This window comes from Paracoccus ferrooxidans (assembly GCF_029909815.1).
GTDB lineage: Bacteria > Pseudomonadota > Alphaproteobacteria > Rhodobacterales > Rhodobacteraceae > Paracoccus > Paracoccus versutus.
Genome location: NZ_CP038198.1, coordinates 1,400,549 through 1,418,514 on the forward strand (window position 1 = coordinate 1,400,549; position 17,966 = coordinate 1,418,514).

Sequence of the window (17,966 nt, forward strand, 5' to 3'; positions counted from 1 at the left end):
CGGCAGGTATCCGGCGGCCAGGGGCCGGTGGGCCGAATTGGCACGGCCCGCCGGGAAATGTCAAAGCGCCTCAGCCGATCCGCGCCAGGGCCGCGCCAAAGCCCAGCACCTCGCCCTGCGCGGCGATGCGGGTCAGCCGGCCCGCCCGATGCGCCTCGATCCGGGTCTCCATCTTCATCGCCTCGATGACGGCGACGACCTGGCCCTGTTCGACCTCGGCCCCGTCCTCGGCCTGCCACAGCGTCAGCGTGCCGGGGACCGGGGCGGCCAGCACCGCCTCGTCCGTCTCGGGCGCAGCCTCCGCGGGGGCGCCGCCCGAGGGCAAGGCCGCAAGCAGGTTCGCGGGCAGGCCCAGCTCGTGCCGCTTGCCGTCGATCTCGATGGCCAGGCGCAGCAGCGGCGCCTGCGCGGCCGGCGCGACGCGGGCATGGGGGGCGACCGCCTCGGCCAGCGGTTCGGCGAAATCGGTCTCGATCCAGCGGGTATGGACGCGGAAATCCCCGTCCTCGGCGCGGAAATCCGGCTGGGCCAGCACGGCGCGGGCAAAGGGCAGCACCGAGGCCACGCCCCCGATGCGAAACTCGCGCAGCGCCCGGTCGGCGCGCTGCAAGGCTTCCTCGCGGGTGGCGCCGGTCACGATCAGCTTGGCCATCAGCGAATCGAAACTGCCCGGCACCACCGAGCCTTGGGCGACGCCACTGTCCAGCCGGATGCCCGGCCCCGAGGGCGCATCGAAGACCTCGACCGGGCCGGGCGTGGGCAGGAAGCCGCGCGCGGGATCTTCGGCATTGATACGGAACTCGATGGCATGGCCGCGCGGCTCCGGCACGGTCTCGTCGGCCAGCTTGGCGCCTTGTGCCACGCGGATCATGCCGCGCACCAGGTCGATGCCGGTGGTTTCCTCGGTGACAGGATGCTCGACCTGAAGCCGGGTGTTCACCTCGAGAAAGGAAATCGTGCCATTGGCCGAGAGCAGGTATTCCACCGTCCCCGCGCCCGAATAGCCGGCATGGGCGCAGATGGCGCGGGCGGAATCGTGGATGCGGGCGCGCTGCTCGTCGGTCAGGAACGGCGCCGGCGCCTCTTCGACCAGCTTCTGGTTGCGACGCTGCAGGGAACAGTCGCGGGTGCCGATCACCTTGACGGTGCCGTGCTTGTCGGCCAGCACCTGCGCCTCGACATGGCGCGGACGGTCGAGGAATTGCTCGATGAAGCATTCGCCGCGGCCGAAGGCGGTCAGCGCCTCGCGAGTGGCGGATTCGAACAGCTCCTCGACCTCTTCCAGCCGCCAGGCGACCTTCATGCCGCGGCCGCCGCCGCCGAAAGCCGCCTTGATGGCGATGGGCAGGCCGTGTTCCTTTGCGAAGGCCAGCGCCTCGGCGGCGCTTTCGACCGGGCCGGGGGTGCCGGCGACCAGCGGCGCGCCCACCGCCTCGGCGATGCGGCGGGCCTCGATCTTGTCGCCAAGCGCCTCGATCACCTTGGGGTCGGGGCCGATCCAGATCAGCCCGGCATCCTGCACCGCCTGGGCGAAATCGGCGCGCTCGGACAGGAAGCCATAGCCCGGATGGATGGCATCGGCCCCGGCGGCCTGGGCGATGGCGATGATCTTGCCGGCATCCAGATAGGTGTCCGAGGGCTTGTCGCCCCCCAGCGCATGGGCCTGGTCGGCCATGCGCACGAAGATCGCGTCGCGATCGGCATCGGCATAGACGGCGACGCTTTCGATGCCCTCGTCGCGGCAGGCGCGGATCACGCGGACGGCGATCTCGCCCCGGTTGGCGATCAGCAGGCGGCGGATCGGGCGGCTGGGGCCCGTGGCGAAAATGGTCATGCGGGCCTCTCTGGCGTGATGGGGGCGAAATCGGCGCTGGCGGTAAAGCGGATGCGGGCGCCGGGCGGGACCTGCCCGGCCAGATCCAGCGCCTCGGGGCGCAGGGTGGCGATGACCGGATAGCCGCCGGTCAGCGGATGATCGGCCAGAAACAGCACCGGCTGGCCGGAATGCGGGATCTGGATGGCGCCGGTCTCGGTCCCTTCCGAGGGCAGTTCGGTCGCGTCCTCGCGCGTCACCGGCTCGCCTTGCAGGCGGATGCCGACGCGCGAGCTTTGCGGCGTCACCAGCCATTCCTGGGTCAGGAAATGCTGGACCATCTGGGGCGTGAACCAGTCGGCGCGGGGGCCCAGCGTCACCGGCAATTCCACCAGATCGCCGGGTTTCGGCAGCGCCGGTTCGGGTTCGGCCGCAGCCGCGGCGGTGGCGGGACGGTTCGCGGGGGCCAGCACCGCGCCCGCCGCAACCTGCTCGGGCCCGACATGGGCCAGCGTATCGGTGGCGGCCGAGCCCAGCACCGGCGCGACCCGGAAGCCGCCGCGCAGCGCCAGATAGCTGCGCATCCCGGCCTGCGGCGGGTCGATGGCGATCTCGTCGCCCGCATCCACGGCAAAGGCCGCGCCGCGCGGGACGGCATGGCCGGCGACGCTGGCCGGCGACGCGCCGGTCAGGGCCAGGGTCATCGGCTGATCGGCCCGCAGCCGGACCGGGCCCAGCGTGATCTCCAGCACCGGCGCGTCCGAGGGATTGCCGACGGCGCGATTGGCCCGCCGCGCCGCGCCCATGTCGAGCGCACCCGAGGCCGAGACGCCCTGCCCGCCCTGCCCCGGCCGCCCCTCGTCCTGAAAGACGATGGGGAAGGCGGTGGACAGCACGCGCAGGCCCTGCCGAGGCTGGGGCTGCGGGATGGCGGCCGAGGGGCGAACCTCGGCCCGGCGCGCCACGAAACGGCAGCGCACGCCGGGACGCAGCAGCGCCGGCGGGTCGCGGGACAGATCCCACATCGGCACCTCGGTGCGGCCGATCAATTGCCAGCCGCCGGGGGTTTCCTGCGGATAGACGCCGCAGAAGCGCCCGGCCAGCGCCACCGAACCCGCCGGGATACGGGTGCGCGGGGCCGGGCGGCGCGGCAGTTCGAAGCGCGGATCGTCGCAGGTCATATAGGCGAAGCCCGGCGCGAAGCCGCAAAAGGCCACCTGCCAGGTGGTCTCCTGATGGGCGGCGATCACCTCGGCCTCGGTCAGGCCCATATGGGCCGCGACATCGGCCAGATCCTCGCCGTCATAGGTCACGGGCAGCTCGACCGTCTCGCTGGCACGGGCGTTGGGCGGGGTGCCGGGGGCGGGCTGGCGGGCCAGGACCGCGCCGGCCAGCCGGCCGTCGGCGGCGACGCCGGGGGCGGTGCGGATCATCAGCGTGCGCGCGGCCGGGACGATCTCGGCCACGCCCGGCACCGGATCGGCCAGCAAAGCGTCGAACAGCGCCAGCGTCTGGTCCAGGTCGTCCAGTTCCACCAGCAGGGTCCGGGGTCCGATGGGCAGGAAGCGCATGGTCACACCTGCCAATGCGTGTCGGGCACGTCGGTGATGAACATGTAGCCCGGCGCATGGGTGATGGCGAAAGGCGGCTTCGACGCCATCAGCGCCGCTTGCGGGGTCACGCCGCAGGCCCAGAACACCGGCACCTCGCCCGGCCGGATCTGCACCGGGTCGCCGAAATCGGGACGCATGAGGTCGGCGATGCCCAGGGCTTCGGGCGCGCCGACATGCACCGGGGCGCCGTGGACCGCCGGCGTGCGGCCCGAGATCATCGCCGCCTCGGCCACCCGCCCCGCCGGGATCGGCCGCATGGACACCACCATCTTGCCATGCAGCCGCCCCGCCGGACGGCAGTCGCGGTCGGTCAAAAACATCGGCACGTTGCAGCCTTGGGCGATGTGGCGCACCTCGATCCCCGCCTGCTGCAAGGGCGTCTCGAAGGTAAAGGAACAGCCGATCAGGAATGTCACCAGGTCGGGATGCTCGGCCCAGGCGGCGGTGGCGTCGGGGGTTTCTTCAGCCAGCACGCCGTCGCGCCAGATGCGATACAGCGGGATGTCGGTGCGCAGGTCGGCATCGGGCGCAAGGGCGGTTCGGGAACTGCCGGGATCGGTCACGTCCAGCACCGGGCAGGGCTTGGGGTTGCGCTGCGCGTAAAGCAGGAAATCCCAGGCCCAGTCCTTGGGCAGCGAGATCATGTTGCATTGCGTGAACCCCGGCGCCATGCCCGCGGTGGGACGCGGGGCTTCCTGACGGCAGGCAAGGCGGGCGGCGCGGGCCTTGGCCGGATCGGGCAACAGGGTCATGCCGCGCCCCCCGTGGCCGGGGCGATGGCGACGCCGCCCGCCAGCAGAGCCTCGCGGATGCGGGCGGCCATGGCCACCGCGCCGGGGCTGTCGCCATGCACGCAGATGCTGTCGGCCTGAAGGTGCAGGATCGAGCCGTCCGCCGCCTCGATCTTGCCCTCGGTCGCCAGGCGCAGCATGCGGGCGGCGACGGCCTCGGGGTCGTGCAGCACCGCGCCGGCCTCGCGGCGCGAGACCAGCTGGCCGTCGGGGCGATAGGCGCGGTCGGCAAAGGCCTCGGCGATGGTGGGCAGGCCGGCCTCGGCCGCCTGGGCCAGGATCTGCGTCCCGGCCAGGCCCATCATGGCAAGCGAGGGATCGACGGCGCGGATGCCCTCGATCACCGCTGCGCCCTGTTTCGGGTCCACGGCGATGGTGTTGTAAAGCGCGCCATGCGGCTTGACATAGCGGACGCGGGTGCCGGCGCTCGCGCAGATGCCCTGCAGCGCGCCGATCTGATAGATCACATCCGCCACAAGTTCGGCATGGGTCACGTCCATCGGCCGGCGGCCGAAGCCCACCCGGTCGGGATAGGAGACATGCGCCCCGACCGCCACGCCCCGCGCCGCCGCCTCGCGCACGGTGGCCAGGATGGTCAGCGGGTCGCCGGCGTGAAAGCCGCAGGCGACGTTGGCCGAGCTGACGATGCCCAGCATGGTGGCGTCGTCGCCCATCTTCCAGGCGCCATAGCCCTCGCCCAGGTCGCTGTTCAGGTCGATGTTGCGGGTCATGTGATCCTCCGGGAATTGGGGCGGGAATTGGGGCGGCGGGCCCGCGGGGGGCCTGCCGCGATCATGGCTCAGGCGCCCAGGAAGGCAAAGATCGGGCCGATGGACTTGAAGCCCATGTACCAGGTCAAGGCGCAGACCACGGCGCTGGCGATCAGCAGCGGGCGGTTATAGACATGGCCGCCCATCAGGTCGGCCCGCGCGAAGCCGACATAGGTAAAGATGGTTAGGCCGATGGGCAGGATCAGCCCGTTGAAGCCGCCGACAAAGACCAGGATGGCGGCCGGCGCCGTGCCCAGCGACAGATAGACCGCCAGCGAGATGGCGATGAAGATCACCGTCGCGATGTTGCGGTCGCGGTCGCCCATGGTGCGGAAGGCAACCAGGAAGCTGACCGAGGTATAGGCCGCCCCAATGACCGAGGTGATGGCCGCGGCCCAGAAGATCAGGCCGAAGATGCGCATCCCCCATTCGCCCAGCACCACGGCAAAGGCCTGCGCGGCGGGGTTCGCGGCCTGGCCCGACAGGTCCAGCGTCACCCCCGAGGCGACGACGCCCAGGATGGCCAGGAACAAGATGAAGCGCATGACCCCCGTGACCGCGATCCCGGTCAGCGAGGCGCGGGTGACGGCGGCCAGGTTCTGCTCGCCCACCAGTCCCTTGTCGAGCAGGCGATGCGCGCCGGAATAGGTGATGTAGCCGCCGACGGTGCCGCCGACGATGGTGGTGATGGTGGCGAAATCGACGATCTCGGGCAGCACCATCTGCCGCATCGCGTCGCCCACCGGCGGGTTAGAGACAAGGGCGACGATGACCGTCATGGCGATCATCAGCAAGCCCAGCCCGATCAGCGAACGGTCGAGCAGCAGCCCGGCCCGGCGCGACAGGAAGATGCCGATGGCCAGGGCCGCCGACAGCGCGCCGCCGATCTTGGGCTCGAGCCCGAACATGGCGTTCAGGCCCAGCCCGGCCCCGGCGATGTTGCCGATGTTGAAGGCCAGCCCGCCGACCAGCACCAGCACCGCCAGCAGGTAGCCCGCGCCGGGAATGGCGGCGTTCGCGGTGTCCGAGGCGTTGCGCCGGGTCAACGCGGTGATGCGCCAGATGTTGAGCTGCACCACGAAGTCGATCACGATCGAGGCGAGGATGGCAAAGGCGAAGGCAGCGCCCAGCTTTGCCGTGAAGGTCGCGGTCTGGGTGATGAAGCCCGGCCCGATGGCCGAGGTCGCCATCAGGAAGATCGCCGCCAGGAAACCGCCGCGCGCGGCGGCCGAGGCGGCAGAGGGGGAGGTGACGGATTCGGCCATCGGTCTGCTCCTGCTGCAAGGGTGGAGTGCGTCTTGGGAATGGCTCGACTGTGAATTCAACAAGACAATCCGTCAATGATAATTTGACATACACACTCATATTGTTGAACAAAACATACAGAAAGCAGGGATGATATGCCCGGATGATGGGCAGTCCAGCGGCATCCTGCCCTGTCAGGCGGCGGTGCTGGTCAGGCCAGGGCGACGAAAAACCCGGCGAATCATCGCGGGGCGGCTTGCCTGCCCCCGGCCGCTCGGCCAAGATCGCGCGGCCCCCGAGGGACGGGACAGCCCCGATGACAAAGGAACCAGCCGCGATGGCCGAAGCCCGCGAACCCGCCCCCAGCCTTGCCGAAGGCATCGCCGCCCGGCTGCGCGACCAGGTCACCGGCGGCGCTCTGGTGCCGGGCCAGCGCCTGTCCGAGGCGCGGCTGGCGGCCGAGCTGGACATTTCGCGCAATACGCTGCGCGAAGTGTTCCGCCTGCTCACGCGCGAGGGCATCCTGCGGCATGAACCGAACCGGGGGGTCTTCGTCGCGGTGCCCTCGATGGCCTCGATCCTGGACATCTACCGGGTGCGGCGGCTGATCGAGGTGCCGGCCCTGGCCCAGGCCTGGCCCGGCCATGCCGCCGTCGACCGGATGCGCGCCGCGGTGAAGCGGGCCGAGACGCTGCAGGCCATCCCCGACTGGCGCGGCGTCGGCAGCGCCAACATGGAGTTCCACGCCGCCATCGTCGCGCTGACCGACAGCCCGCGGCTGATCCAGTTCTTTACCCAGATCATCGCCGAGCTGCGGCTGGCCTTCGGCCTGCTCGACAGCCCCGAGCTGCTGCACCGCCCCTATATTTCGCGCAATGCCGAGATCCTGGGCAGGCTGGAGGCCGGCGATCCGCCCGGCGCCGCCCGGATGCTGGAGGATTACCTGAACCAGTCCGAGCGCGCCGTGCTGGAAGCCTTTGCCCGGCTGGGCTGAACGCGCCGCCGCTCAGCCTTTCCGGGGACTTGCAACCTGCCCATTCCTGCGACAATTAGGCGCATCGGAAGCCCGTTTTGCGGGCAGGCGCGAAGGACAAGCTCGGATGACCAGACCGGCCGGGGCCGTGCTGCACCAGATCACGCAGGCGCTTGGCCCGGCGATCGCGCCCGGCTCGCCGCGCGAGGCGCTGCGGGCGGGGGTGGGCGCGCTGGTCGGGCTGGGCGTCGCGGGGATGTTCCTGCTGTCGCCCGCGACCGACCTGCGGCTGGGGCTGTCGATGATCGCGCCCTTCGGGGCGACCTCGGTGCTGGTCTTTGCGGTCCCGAACAGCCCGCTGGCCCAGCCCTGGTCGGCGGTGGTCGGCAATTGCATCGCCGCCGCCATCGGCGTGCTGGCCTGCATGGCGACGCCGCATTCGGCGCTTTGCGTCGCGATGGCGGTGGGGCTCAGCATCACCGCGATGATCCTCTTGCGCGCCGTGCATCCGCCGGCCGGGGCGGTCGCCATGACCGCCGCGCTGAACCCCGAGGCGATCCGCGAGCTTGGCTTTCACTTCGTGCTGGCGCCGGTCCTGGTCGGCACGCTGGCGCTGGTGGGGCTGGCGATGATCTATGCCCGGCTGACCGGGCGGCGCTATCCCTTTCGCCAGTTCGAGGAGCCGGGGCCGCACGGCACCGCCGACCATCCGGCGATGGAGCGGCTGGGCCTGTCCAAGGACGAGCTGACTGAGATCCTGCAGCGCTATCGCCAGTCGCTGAACCTGGGGGTCGAGGATCTGGCGCGCCTGATCGGCGCCGCCGAATTGCAGGCCGCCGCCCATCGCACCGGGCCGCTGACCGCGGCGGACGTGATGTCGCGCGACCTCGTCACCGTCGCGCCGCATACGCGGCTGGTGCGCGTCGCCGACATCTTCCGCAAGCACGGCTTCACCTCGCTGCCGGTGGTCGAGGCGGGCGACCAGTTCCGCGGCGTGATCTTCCAGCTGCACCTGATCCGCCGCGCCCGCGAGGACGCCTTTCGCCACAACCGCCGCTTCCTGGCCGCCCTGTCGGACCTGATGAACCCCAGGCGCGGCACGCCGCCCCGCGCGCGCGAGATCATGCAGACCGACCCGCCGCATGTCGCGCCCGACGCGCCCATCGGGACGCTGCTGCCGATGCTCGCCTCGGGCGAATGCGAGGCAGTGCCGGTGCTGGACGGGTCGCGCATCGTCGGCATCGTGACCCAGACCGACCTGATCTCGGCCCTGGCGCGGCAAAGCCTGCGGCAACAGCCGCCGACGCCCTGAACATGCCGATAACGACAGGCTGCGCCGCATTGCAGAACGCGCGGCGGCGGGGATAGGCTGCCCCTGCCGGAACAAGCACGAGGGCAGACATGACCCGTCCCACGCTGGGCGCCGTGGCCATCGGCCGCAACGAGGGCGACAGGCTCAAGGCCTGCCTGCGCTCGCTGGTGCCGCTTTGCGAGCGGGTGGTCTATGTGGACAGCGGTTCGGGCGACGACAGCGTCGCCTTCGCCCGCAGCCTCGGCGTCGCCGTGGTCGAGCTGGACACCTCGGTTCCCTTTACCGCCGCCCGCGCCCGCAATGCCGGGGCCGAGGCGCTGCTGGCGGGGGGCGATCTGGATCTGGTGCAATTCGTCGATGGCGATTGCCGGGTCGAGCCGGGCTGGCTGGAGGCCGGCATCGCCGCCCTACAGGCCGACCCCGGCCTGGGCCTCGTCACCGGCTGGCGGTCCGAGATCCACCCCACCGCCACGGTCTACAACCAGATGTGCCAGGTGGACTGGCACCGCCCCGCCGGGCCGATCACCACCTGCGGCGGCGACATGATGGTGCGCGCCGCGGCGTTTCGCCAGGTCGGCGGCTTCGACCCGACCGTGATCGCGGCCGAGGACGACGAATTCTGCCTGCGGCTCGGCAAGGCCGGCTGGAGGCTGATGCGCCTGCCGGTGCAGATGACCTGGCACGACGCCGACATGACCCGATTCGGCCAATGGTGGCAGCGCACCATCCGCAACGGCCACGGCTTCGCGCAGGTGGGCGCCATGCATCCGCCGCATTTCAAGCGCGAAAGGCTGCGCGTCTGGGCCTATGGGCTGGCGCTGCCGCTGCTCTTCCTGCTGGGGCTGTTCACCAGCCCCTGGCTTTCGCTGGCGGTGCTGGGGCTTTATGCGCTGTCCTTGTGGAAGACCTGGCGCGGGCTGCGCGGCCAGCCGATGGCGGGCCGGCAGGCGGCGCTGCTGACGCTGGCCAAGATCCCCAACCTTCTGGGAATGCTGACATATTTCCGTCGCCGCCAGCGGGGCGACGCCATGCATATTATCGAGTATAAATAGGAGCTTGCCATGACCTCGGACTTGCGCGTCGGTATCGTCGGGGCCGGCTACATCGCCTCGTGGCACGCCGATGCGATCAAGGCGGCGCCGGGCGCGCTGCTGGTGGCCATCTGCGACCCCTCCCTTGACGCGGCCGAGGCGCTGGCTTCCAGCCATGGCGTCGCCGCCTTTGCCGACCTGGACCAGATGATCGCGGCCGGGGTCTGCGACGTGGTGCATATCCTGACGCCGCCGAACCTGCACCGCGACCTGGCGGTGAAATGCCTGGGCGCCGGGCTGCATGTGCTGGTCGAGAAACCCGTGGCCCTGTCGGTGGCCGAGATCGACGCGATGGAGGCCGCGGCCCAGGCCGCCGGCCGCCAGCTGGGCGCCTGCCACAACTTCCTGGGCCTGCCGGGTTACGAACGGCTGAAACAGGCGGTGCAGGCGGGCAACCTGGGGCTGGTCTCCAGCGCGCAGGTCAACTGGGCGCTGCCCTTGGTGCCGCTGCGCTCGGGGCCCTACGCGCTGTGGATGCTGCGGCAGACGCAGAACCTGCTGCTGGAGCTTGGCCCGCACCCCTTCTCATTCGCCGTGGACCTGTTCGGCGCGCTGGAGGTCGAGCATGTCGGCCTGGGCCAATGGATCACCCTGCCCGGCGGCGAGCGGCGGCCGCAAAGCTGGCGCATCCTCGCCCGCGCCGGCAAGGTGGACGTGACCATCGCCCTGTCGCTGGTCGAGACCTTCGACGACCGCTCGGTCATGCTGCGCGGCTCGTCCGGCATGGCGCGGCTGGATTATGCGGCGGATGCGCTGGTGGTCACGCGCGACAATACCGCCGACCTGGTGCTGAACCCGCTGGCCAAGGAACTGTCCCGCGCCGGGGCGCATCTGCGCGAGGGCGTGCGGAACGCCCTGCGCCAGGCCGCCTCGCTGAACCAGAAAAGCCCCTATGGGCTGAGCTTCCGCGCCACCGTCGCGGCATTCTACGACGGCATCCGCGCCGGCCGGCCCGACCCGCGCTTTGCCCCCGCCTCGGCCCGCGCCGTGATGCAGGGGATCGAGGATGCCTTGGCCCGCCTGCCCGCCCTGCCCGCGGTTCCGGCCCGGCCCAGCGGCACGCCGCAGCCGCGCATCATGGTGATCGGCGGCACCGGCTTCATCGGCCGCAACCTGACCCGGCGGCTGGTCCAGCGCGGCCATGACGTGCGCGTGCTGTCGCGCGGCCGCAACGGCCCCTTCCCCGACATCGCCGACCATGTCGAGACGCTGGGCGTCTCGCTGCGCGACGAAGACGGGCTGGCGGCCGCCATGCAGGGCATGGATTGCGTCTTCAACCTGGCGAAATCCACCGACAAGAGCTGGCAGGCGGCGCTGGAAAACGACGTGGCCACGACCGAGCGCATCGGCCGCGCCGCGATCCGCGCCGGCGTCGGGCGGCTGGTCCATACCGGCACCATCGCCTCATACGACATGTCCGACCCCGCCCGCACCATCACCGAGGCCAGCGATTTCGGCCAGATGGACAGCCGCAATATCTATGCCCGCTCCAAGGCCGAGGGCGAGCGGCGGCTGATCGCCATGCAGGCGCAGGGGTTGCGGCTGGTCATCGCCCGGCCCGGCATCGTGCTGGGCGACGGCGGGCCGTTGCAGCATTGGGGCATCGGCCGCTGGCACGGCGCCGGCGCGGTGCGGCTTTGGGGCAACGGCCGCAACATCCTGCCTTTCGTGCTGGCCGACGACGTCTCGGACGGGCTGATCGCGATGATGGAGCGGGACGAGGCCATCGGCGAAAGCTTCAACCTGATCGGCGAGCCGATGTTCTCGGGGCGCGACTATTTCGACGCCATCCACCGCCGCACCGGGGCGCGGCTGAAGGTCAGCGGCTCGAACCTGACCGCACTTTGGGCGGTCGATGCGGTCAAGCAGGGGCTGAAGCGCCATGCCCTGCGCCGCAAGGGCGCGGCACCCGCCTCGCTGGCGGACTGGAAGTCGCGCGGGCACCTGTCGCCCTTTGACAACGCCAAGCCCAAGCGCCTGCTGGGCTGGACGCCGGAGGCCGACCGCGACGCCTTCTGGCGCCGCGCCATCGACGAGGCGCATCTGTTCTGGTGATCAGAGCAGCCCGTCGAGCAGCAGGAAGCCCGGCAGCCAGCCGGTGAAGATCCCGGCCAGCAGCGTGACCCAGGCGGTCTGCCGCTGGATCGGGCGGCCCAGCGCCAACAGCAGGAAATACAGGAACCACAGCACGCCCCAGACGGCCCAGTTCGCCGCCAGCCAAAGCTCGGCCGCGGAGCCGGCCGCCGCCAGCGCGCGCAGGAACACCGGCACCGTCGTCACCGCCACGAACAGGCTGAACCAGCCCAGGCCGCGCCTGTCCGCCCCGCTGAGCCGGTTATAGGCGACCCACAGATAGGTGGTGCAGAACAAGAGGCTCAGCGCGCCGTTGCGGATGCTGGCGGCGCTGGCCCCGGCGCCGAAGGCGTCGTGCAGCACCGCCGCGCCCGAGACCAGCGCAGCGACGATGTTGATGACGACGATCTCGCGATCGGCGATCCGGCCCATCAGCCAGAGCCCGTTCAGAAACAGCACGGCGCCGACATAGAACAGCACGAACCCGGTAAGCATCGGACCTCCTCAGCACGGCTGACCGCGTCTTGGGCAATTGCCCGGAATACGATCAGCCCATGCCTGCCAAGAAGGCAAATCCCGCGCCGGATCAATTGAAATGTTTTCAACGATCCGTAAAAACAGCGTTCGGATTATGGGGATTGCAGGCCGGTCAGCGGGTTGGTGCTGACCACCTCCCAGACCACTTCCTGCATGCGCCGCGCCAGTTCCGCCGAGGGCGCATCGGCGGGGCTGCCATCGGCGCGCAGCAAGGCATGCGGCAGGCCGACCGGGCTTTGGCCGTAAAGCACCGCATAATGGGTCAGCGCCACCAGATAGACGCCCAGGTCGTTGGGGTGGATGGGGTCCAGCGTGCCGTCCGGGCTGCGGGCGAACAGATCCTCGCGCGATTGCAGTTCGGCGATGCCGCCCCTGGCCTCGGCCTCGGCCACCAGCCGGGCCATGACCTGCCCGACCGGGATCAGCCAGACCGGCCTGCCGGCGGCGCGGGCGGCGGGCCAGAGCAGGCCGGGCTTCCACATCGTCTCCAGGTCGTCGGGCAGGCGCGACAGCCATTCCGGCTGATCGTCCAGCGCGTGCCAGCTTTCGTAAAGAAAGACCTGCCCGGCCGGATTGCCCGCCGCCGCCTCGGCCGCCCATTTCCCGGCATAGAGGCGGCTTTCCTTGTATTGGATCGCATCCTTCAGCCGCACCATCTCGGTCATGACGAAGGCGTCGTATTCGCCGCTCGCCAGCGCCTGATGCGCGTCGCGATAGCGGGGGGTGGCGTTTTCCTGGGCAAAGCCGTTGATCGCCGCGCCGCCCTGGAAATGTTCGCGCAGCGCGGTGCCCCAGCCCAGCTGCAACGCATAGTCGTGCCCCTGCCCGGCCAGCTGCGCCAGCATCGCCGGCATGTCGCGCCCGACCAGGCTGTGGCCCAGGTGATAGACCCGCAGCGGCCCCTGCGGCAGCGCCCGGCCGGCCTGGTAAAGCGCCTGCACGTCGGCGCCGTCGTCCTGCGCGGCCCCGGCCCTTTGCGCATGGCGCCAATAGAACAGCGCCGCCACCGCGACGACGACCAGCAGGGCAAGCAGGTAACGCATGTCCATCCCTCGTTCCGAACCACGGGCTCAGGGATAGCAAAAAGGCCGCCGCCCCGAAAGGCGGCGGCCATTCCTGTCGCTTCGAAGGGCTTACGCCTCGACCGCGTGGTTCTTGCGGTTCCAGCGGATCGAGGACCAGAACGAGATGCCGATCAGCGTCGCGCCGCCCAGGCCGGTGATGACCTCGGGGATATGCACCAGGGGCTGGACGAACATGATCACCGACAGCGCGATGATGGCATAGAAGGCGCCATGTTCGAGAAAGCGGTATTCGGCCAGGGTGCCGCGCTCGACCAGCATGATGGTCATCGAGCGCACATACATGGCGCCGATGCCCAGGCCGATGGCGATGACGAACAGGTTATGCGTCAGCGCAAAGGCCCCGATCACGCCGTCGAAGCTGAACGAGGCATCCAGCACTTCCAGGTAGAGGAAGGCGCCGATGCCGCCCTTGGCGCCGGCCTGCAGCGCCTCTTGCGAGCTGTCCAGCAGGCCGCCCAGCACCTCGACCAGCAGGAAGGTCAGAAGGCCCCAGATCGCGGAATGGAAGAACACCTGCGAATCGGCCCCTTCCAGGAAGCGCGAGAAGATCAGCACCGTGACCAGCACCACCGCGACCTCGATGCCGCGGACGGTGGCATAGCGCTGCATGCGATGTTCCAGCCAGCGCACCCAATGCACGTCCTTTTCATGGTCGAAGAAGAAGCTCAGGCCGACCATCATCAGGAAGGTGCCGCCGAAGGCCGCGATGGGCAGGTGCGCGTCATGCATGATGCGCGAATATTCGTCGGGCTGGCTTGCGGCCAGGACCATCGCCTGCCAGGGGCCGATATTGGCCGCGACGACCACGATGAGCAGCGGAAAGACGATCCGCATGCCGAAGACGGCGATCAGGATGCCCCAGGTCAGGAAGCGGCGCTGCCACTTCGGGGTCATCTCTTTCAGCTTGTTGGCGTTGACGATGGCGTTGTCGAAGGAAAGCGAGATTTCCAGCACCGCCAGCACGGCGCAGATGAAGAAGATCGTCAGCGTGCCGCCGACGGTTCCGGTGGTCTGCCATCCCAGCAACGCGCCCAGCGCAAGGCCAAGCACGGTGACGATGAAGGACCATTTGAAATATTGCAGGGTGGGACGATGGGTTCCACTCGTCGAGCCCCCCAAGGGCGGGTTGTTTCCTTGCTGCATGTCAGAACAAGATCCAGGCGGCTGGTCAAAGATCGATGCCGACATCACGAACGTGCCGCCACGTCCGCCAGAGGGGCCCGGCCATCAAACTGCGTTCACGAAGACGCGAACGCGCAAAAGATGGCGAATCCGGGTCACGATTGCAAGGGTTCCGTATCGATCCCGGCATTTTCTTGCACGGACCCGGCCCGCGCCAGCGCCGGCAGGGTGATGCGCGCCAGAAGCCCGCGCCCGCCGGCGCCCTCGTCCAGCGTCAGCCGGCCGCCGAACAGGCTGGCGATCTCCAGCGCCACCGGCAGGCCCAGGCCCATGCCGGGCCCCGAGGTCTCGCCCCGCGCGAATCGGCTGACGGCGGCGGCACGCGCCTCGGCCGGGATGCCGGGGCCGTTGTCCTCGACCTCCAGCACCGCGTCGCCGCCCGCGCGCCCGACGCGCACCGTCACCACCGCCGCGCGGCCCGCATGAAGCAGCGCGTTCGAGATCAGGTTGCTCAGCGCCTCGCCCATCAGCAGCGGCTCGGCCCGGACCGTCACCGGCCCCTCGCCCTCGAAGCCCAGGTCGATGCCGGCCTCGGCGGCGGCGGGGATATGCTCGGCGGTCAGATCGCGGGCCAGCGCCGCCAGGTCCAGCGGCGCGGCCAGCGCCGCGCCCTCGGCGGTATCGACCCGCGCCAGCAGCAGCAGCTGCGCCAGGATGCGCTCGGCATGGGCCACGGCGGCGTCGCCCTTGGCCGCGGCGGCCTGCGCCTCGGGCAGGGTCGCGGCCCGCGCCGCCAGCGCCAGCTGGGTGCGCACCACCGTCAGCGGCGTGCGCAGCTGGTGCCCGGCATTGCCGGTGAAGTTGCGCATCCCGTCCAGCGCCGCGCCCAGCCGCCGCATGAAGCCGTTCACCGTGCCGACCAGCCCGCGCACCTCGGACGGCACCGGCGTTTCGATCGGGCTCAGGTCGTCGGGGTTGCGCGCGGCGATCTCTTCGCTCAGCCGGTAAAGCGGGCGCAGGGACAGCGTCACCGCGATCCAGACGATCAGCGCCGCGCCCGCGATCATCAGCGCCAGCCGCAGGGCCGAGCGCATCAGGATCGCCCGCGTCAGCTCGCGCCGGGCATTGGTGGTCTCGGCCACGGTGACGACGAAGGGCACCTCGTCGATGCCGGTCGAGGCGGCGCGGGCCAGGCTGGCGACCCGCACCGGCTCGCCGCGGAACACGCCGTCGGCATAGGCCGGCTCGCCCCCCGGCCGCGCCGGCGCCATCGGCAGGTCGCCATAGCCGGTGACGATATGGCCGGGCGGGCCGTCCACGCGATAGAACACCCGGTCCTGCGCGGCCGAACTCAGCATCTCCAGCGCGCCATAGGGGATCTCGATGGCGATGCGGCCCTGGTCGTCCAGCGAGGCGCGCTCGGCGATCACCAGCGCCGAACCGGCCAGCACCCGGTCGGCCAGCGCATTGGCCATGCGCACCGCGTCGCGCCAGGTGTCGATCAGCGCGGCGGTGCCCAGCGCCAGCGTTCCCATGAGCAGCCAGCCCAGCAGCCGGCGGCGCAGGGAAAACGGCCGCCGGATCACGGCGAGGCCCGGTCGAGGAAATAGCCGATGCCGCGCGCGGTCCTGACCGTCAGCCCGGCGGGCGCCAGTCGCTTGCGCAGCCGGCTGACATATTGCTCGATGGCATTGGCGGACAGGTCGTCCTCGAGCGAGGTCAGCGATTGCACGATCGATTCGCGCGCCACCACCTTGCCGGCGCGCATGATCAGCAGCTCCAGCAGCCCGCGTTCCCGCGCCGGCAGGTCCAGCGGCTGGCCCGCCAGCAGGAAGCTGCGCGCCGCCTGGTCCAGCACCAGGTCGCCGAAGCTGACGGTGGAATTGCGCAAGCCCGCCTGGCGGCGCAGCAGCGAGCGGATGCGGGCCTCGAACTCGCCGATGTCGAAGGGCTTGATGAGATAGTCGTCGGCGCCGAGGTCGAGGCCGCGCACCCGCTCTTCTGGGGCGCCGCGCGCGGTCAGGATCATCACCGCCGCCGGGTTGCGCCGCGCCCGCATCGCCCGCAGCACCTCGAGCCCGTCCATCTGCGGCAGGTTCAGGTCCAGGATCACCAGGTCGAAGCTTTCCGCCGCAGCCAGGGCCTCGGCCGAGGCGCCGTCATGGACCACGTCCACCGCATAGCCCGATTGCCGCAGCAGCGCGGTCAGCCCCTCGGCCAGCGACAAATTGTCCTCGACAAGCAGGATGCGCATGGTTCCCCCCCTTGGCCGCAACCTAGCGGGGCGCGGCGGGCTTGTGAACGGGCTGCCGCTTTGGCAAAGTCGCCGATCATGCGCCCGCTCGCCCGCCTTTTGCCAGCCATCGCCGCCGCACTCGCGCTGTGGCCGGGCGCGGCATCGGCGCAGGTGACGCTGTTTCCCGCCCCGCAGGGCGATGGGCAGGAGCTGTCGGTCTATTCCTCGCTCGACGACGACCTGGCCGCGCCGCTGGTCGCCGCCTTCCAGAGCCGCCATCCCCGCGTCGCCGTGCGCTACGAGAACCTGCTGACGACCCAGCTGCACGACCGCATCGTCGCCGAGACGCAGGCGGGCGGCGGCACGGCGGATTTCGCCTTTTCCTCGGCCATGGACCTGCAGGTCAAGCTGGCGAACGACGGCTTCGCCCGCCCGGTCGAGACGCCGGACACGCCGGGCTGGCCCGGCTGGGCGAACTGGCGCGACACCGCCTATGCGCTGACCTTCGAGCCGGCGGTCTTTGCCTATCACAAGCCCAGCTTCGCCGATCATCCGCCGCCCGCCACCCGCGCCGACCTGATGCGCTGGATGGCCGAGCATCCGGCCGAGGCGCAGGGCCGGATCGGCACCTATGACGTGGCGCGCTCGGGCGTGGGCTATCTGTTCCTGGCCCGCGACCAGGAGCTTTATCCCGGCATCTGGTCGGTGGTGCAGGCGATGGGCCGGGCGGGGGTGCAGCAATTCCCCACCTCGGCCGAGCTGCTGGAGCGGATCGCCGACGGGCGGCTGGCGGTCGGCTACAACCTGCTCGGCTCTTACGCCGCGGACTGGGCGCGGCGGCATCCCGACCTGGGGGTGATCCTGCCGCGCGACTTCACCGTCGTCGTCTCGCGCGTGGGGCTGGTGCCGGCGGCGGCGCGCCAGCCGGGGCTGGGGGCGGATTTCCTGGCCTTCCTGATGTCGCCCGAGGGGCAGAGCCTGCTGTCGCGCACCCTGCGGCTTTCGGCCGTCAGCCTGGAGGTCGCGGGCCAGCCCGGCCCCGCGGGCGGGATGCAGGATCTGGCGGGATTGCGGCTGAAGCCGGTGCCGGTCAGCCCCGGCCTTCTGGCCTATCTGGACCAGGCGACGCGGGCCAAGCTGCTGGCGCGCTGGAACAAGGCGCTGGCCGGGGAATAATTTTCGCCGCGATGTCAGGTCCATGACAGCTTTCTGTGCTGGAAAGGCACGGGGCCCGCCTGCGCGCGGGCTTGCGGAGGACGCCTGCATTCCGGGAGAGATGCAGGCCAGACCCAGAAAATGCGGATA

Annotated in this window: 15 protein-coding genes; 5 read left to right on the forward strand and 10 right to left on the reverse strand. The window is 70.5% G+C overall.

The window, feature by feature from the left end:
* Nucleotides 1-70: 70 nt before the first annotated feature.
* The 5 genes from E3U26_RS07030 to E3U26_RS07050 form a co-directional block, all read right to left on the reverse strand.
* Nucleotides 71-1,834, reverse strand: a complete 1,764-nt coding sequence (locus tag E3U26_RS07030; protein WP_499104642.1) for an acetyl/propionyl/methylcrotonyl-CoA carboxylase subunit alpha — start codon at nucleotides 1,832-1,834, stop codon at nucleotides 71-73.
* On the reverse strand, nucleotides 1,831-3,384 hold the full coding sequence (locus tag E3U26_RS07035; protein WP_499104643.1) for a 5-oxoprolinase subunit B/C family protein: 1,554 nt from the start codon (nucleotides 3,382-3,384) through the stop codon (nucleotides 1,831-1,833). Before E3U26_RS07035 ends, E3U26_RS07030 begins: the two co-directional genes overlap by 4 nt.
* 2 nt (nucleotides 3,385-3,386) lie before the next feature.
* Nucleotides 3,387-4,178, reverse strand: coding sequence for a putative hydro-lyase (locus E3U26_RS07040; RefSeq protein ID WP_499104644.1), 792 nt, complete (start codon nucleotides 4,176-4,178; stop codon nucleotides 3,387-3,389).
* Nucleotides 4,175-4,948 carry a LamB/YcsF family protein gene (locus tag E3U26_RS07045; RefSeq protein WP_499104645.1) on the reverse strand — a complete coding sequence of 258 codons (774 nt, stop codon included), beginning with the start codon at nucleotides 4,946-4,948 and terminating at the stop codon, nucleotides 4,175-4,177. The genes E3U26_RS07040 and E3U26_RS07045 overlap by 4 nt, the downstream gene beginning before the upstream one ends.
* A 68-nt stretch (nucleotides 4,949-5,016) precedes the next feature.
* Nucleotides 5,017-6,252, reverse strand: a complete 1,236-nt coding sequence (locus tag E3U26_RS07050; protein ID WP_036749907.1) for an NRAMP family divalent metal transporter — start codon at nucleotides 6,250-6,252, stop codon at nucleotides 5,017-5,019.
* Nucleotides 6,253-6,548: 296 nt separating this feature from the next.
* Between E3U26_RS07050 and E3U26_RS07055 the strand changes: the two genes are divergently transcribed.
* From E3U26_RS07055 to E3U26_RS07070, 4 genes are all read left to right on the forward strand, one after another.
* Nucleotides 6,549-7,226, forward strand: coding sequence for a GntR family transcriptional regulator (locus tag E3U26_RS07055; RefSeq protein WP_208021300.1), 678 nt, complete (start codon nucleotides 6,549-6,551; stop codon nucleotides 7,224-7,226).
* A 106-nt stretch (nucleotides 7,227-7,332) separates the two neighbouring features.
* A complete protein-coding gene (locus E3U26_RS07060; RefSeq protein ID WP_214273575.1) occupies nucleotides 7,333-8,517 on the forward strand; it encodes an HPP family protein in 1,185 nt (394 codons plus the stop codon).
* A gap of 89 nt (nucleotides 8,518-8,606) precedes the next feature.
* Nucleotides 8,607-9,569: a glycosyltransferase family 2 protein gene (locus tag E3U26_RS07065; protein WP_499104646.1), complete on the forward strand. Its 963-nt coding sequence runs from the start codon at nucleotides 8,607-8,609 to the stop codon at nucleotides 9,567-9,569.
* A 9-nt stretch (nucleotides 9,570-9,578) separates the two neighbouring features.
* Complete coding sequence (locus E3U26_RS07070) at nucleotides 9,579-11,663, forward strand: NAD-dependent epimerase/dehydratase family protein (protein WP_499104647.1); 2,085 nt, start codon at nucleotides 9,579-9,581, stop codon at nucleotides 11,661-11,663.
* Here the strand turns inward: E3U26_RS07070 and E3U26_RS07075 are convergent, their stop codons facing one another.
* The 5 genes from E3U26_RS07075 to E3U26_RS07095 form a co-directional block, all read right to left on the reverse strand.
* Entirely contained in the window at nucleotides 11,664-12,176 is a 513-nt protein-coding gene (locus E3U26_RS07075; protein ID WP_499104648.1) for an AmiS/UreI family transporter, read from the reverse strand.
* A gap of 134 nt (nucleotides 12,177-12,310) precedes the next feature.
* On the reverse strand, nucleotides 12,311-13,261 hold the full coding sequence (locus tag E3U26_RS07080) for a cupin domain-containing protein (RefSeq protein WP_499104649.1): 951 nt from the start codon (nucleotides 13,259-13,261) through the stop codon (nucleotides 12,311-12,313).
* Nucleotides 13,262-13,351: 90 nt separating this feature from the next.
* Nucleotides 13,352-14,446, reverse strand: coding sequence for a DUF475 domain-containing protein (locus E3U26_RS07085; protein ID WP_052095687.1), 1,095 nt, complete (start codon nucleotides 14,444-14,446; stop codon nucleotides 13,352-13,354).
* A gap of 134 nt (nucleotides 14,447-14,580) precedes the next feature.
* Nucleotides 14,581-16,011, reverse strand: a complete 1,431-nt coding sequence (locus E3U26_RS07090) for a sensor histidine kinase (RefSeq protein ID WP_072463560.1) — start codon at nucleotides 16,009-16,011, stop codon at nucleotides 14,581-14,583.
* On the reverse strand, nucleotides 16,008-16,679 hold the full coding sequence (locus tag E3U26_RS07095; protein ID WP_036749890.1) for a response regulator: 672 nt from the start codon (nucleotides 16,677-16,679) through the stop codon (nucleotides 16,008-16,010). The genes E3U26_RS07090 and E3U26_RS07095 overlap by 4 nt, the downstream gene beginning before the upstream one ends.
* A 78-nt stretch (nucleotides 16,680-16,757) precedes the next feature.
* On the opposite strand from E3U26_RS07095, the gene E3U26_RS07100 reads away from it, so the two are divergent.
* Nucleotides 16,758-17,837 carry an ABC transporter substrate-binding protein gene (locus tag E3U26_RS07100; protein ID WP_052095686.1) on the forward strand — a complete coding sequence of 360 codons (1,080 nt, stop codon included), beginning with the start codon at nucleotides 16,758-16,760 and terminating at the stop codon, nucleotides 17,835-17,837.
* Nucleotides 17,838-17,966 lie beyond the last annotated feature (129 nt).

What these genes read in the sequence shown, in the direction of transcription:
- E3U26_RS07030 (WP_499104642.1), bottom strand. Translation starts at nt 1,834, where the DNA reads ATGACCATTTTCGCCACGGGCCCCAGCCGCCCGATCCGCCGCCTGCTG.
- E3U26_RS07035 (WP_499104643.1), bottom strand. Translation starts at nt 3,384, where the DNA reads ATGCGCTTCCTGCCCATCGGACCCCGGACCCTGCTGGTGGAACTGGAC.
- E3U26_RS07040 (WP_499104644.1), bottom strand. Translation starts at nt 4,178, where the DNA reads ATGACCCTGTTGCCCGATCCGGCCAAGGCCCGCGCCGCCCGCCTTGCC.
- E3U26_RS07045 (WP_499104645.1), bottom strand. Translation starts at nt 4,948, where the DNA reads ATGACCCGCAACATCGACCTGAACAGCGACCTGGGCGAGGGCTATGGC.
- E3U26_RS07050 (WP_036749907.1), bottom strand. Translation starts at nt 6,252, where the DNA reads ATGGCCGAATCCGTCACCTCCCCCTCTGCCGCCTCGGCCGCCGCGCGC.
- E3U26_RS07055 (WP_208021300.1), top strand. Translation starts at nt 6,549, where the DNA reads ATGACAAAGGAACCAGCCGCGATGGCCGAAGCCCGCGAACCCGCCCCC.
- E3U26_RS07060 (WP_214273575.1), top strand. Translation starts at nt 7,333, where the DNA reads ATGACCAGACCGGCCGGGGCCGTGCTGCACCAGATCACGCAGGCGCTT.
- E3U26_RS07065 (WP_499104646.1), top strand. Translation starts at nt 8,607, where the DNA reads ATGACCCGTCCCACGCTGGGCGCCGTGGCCATCGGCCGCAACGAGGGC.
- E3U26_RS07070 (WP_499104647.1), top strand. Translation starts at nt 9,579, where the DNA reads ATGACCTCGGACTTGCGCGTCGGTATCGTCGGGGCCGGCTACATCGCC.
- E3U26_RS07075 (WP_499104648.1), bottom strand. Translation starts at nt 12,176, where the DNA reads ATGCTTACCGGGTTCGTGCTGTTCTATGTCGGCGCCGTGCTGTTTCTG.
- E3U26_RS07080 (WP_499104649.1), bottom strand. Translation starts at nt 13,261, where the DNA reads ATGCGTTACCTGCTTGCCCTGCTGGTCGTCGTCGCGGTGGCGGCGCTG.
- E3U26_RS07085 (WP_052095687.1), bottom strand. Translation starts at nt 14,446, where the DNA reads ATGCAGCAAGGAAACAACCCGCCCTTGGGGGGCTCGACGAGTGGAACC.
- E3U26_RS07095 (WP_036749890.1), bottom strand. Translation starts at nt 16,679, where the DNA reads ATGCGCATCCTGCTTGTCGAGGACAATTTGTCGCTGGCCGAGGGGCTG.
- E3U26_RS07100 (WP_052095686.1), top strand. Translation starts at nt 16,758, where the DNA reads ATGCGCCCGCTCGCCCGCCTTTTGCCAGCCATCGCCGCCGCACTCGCG.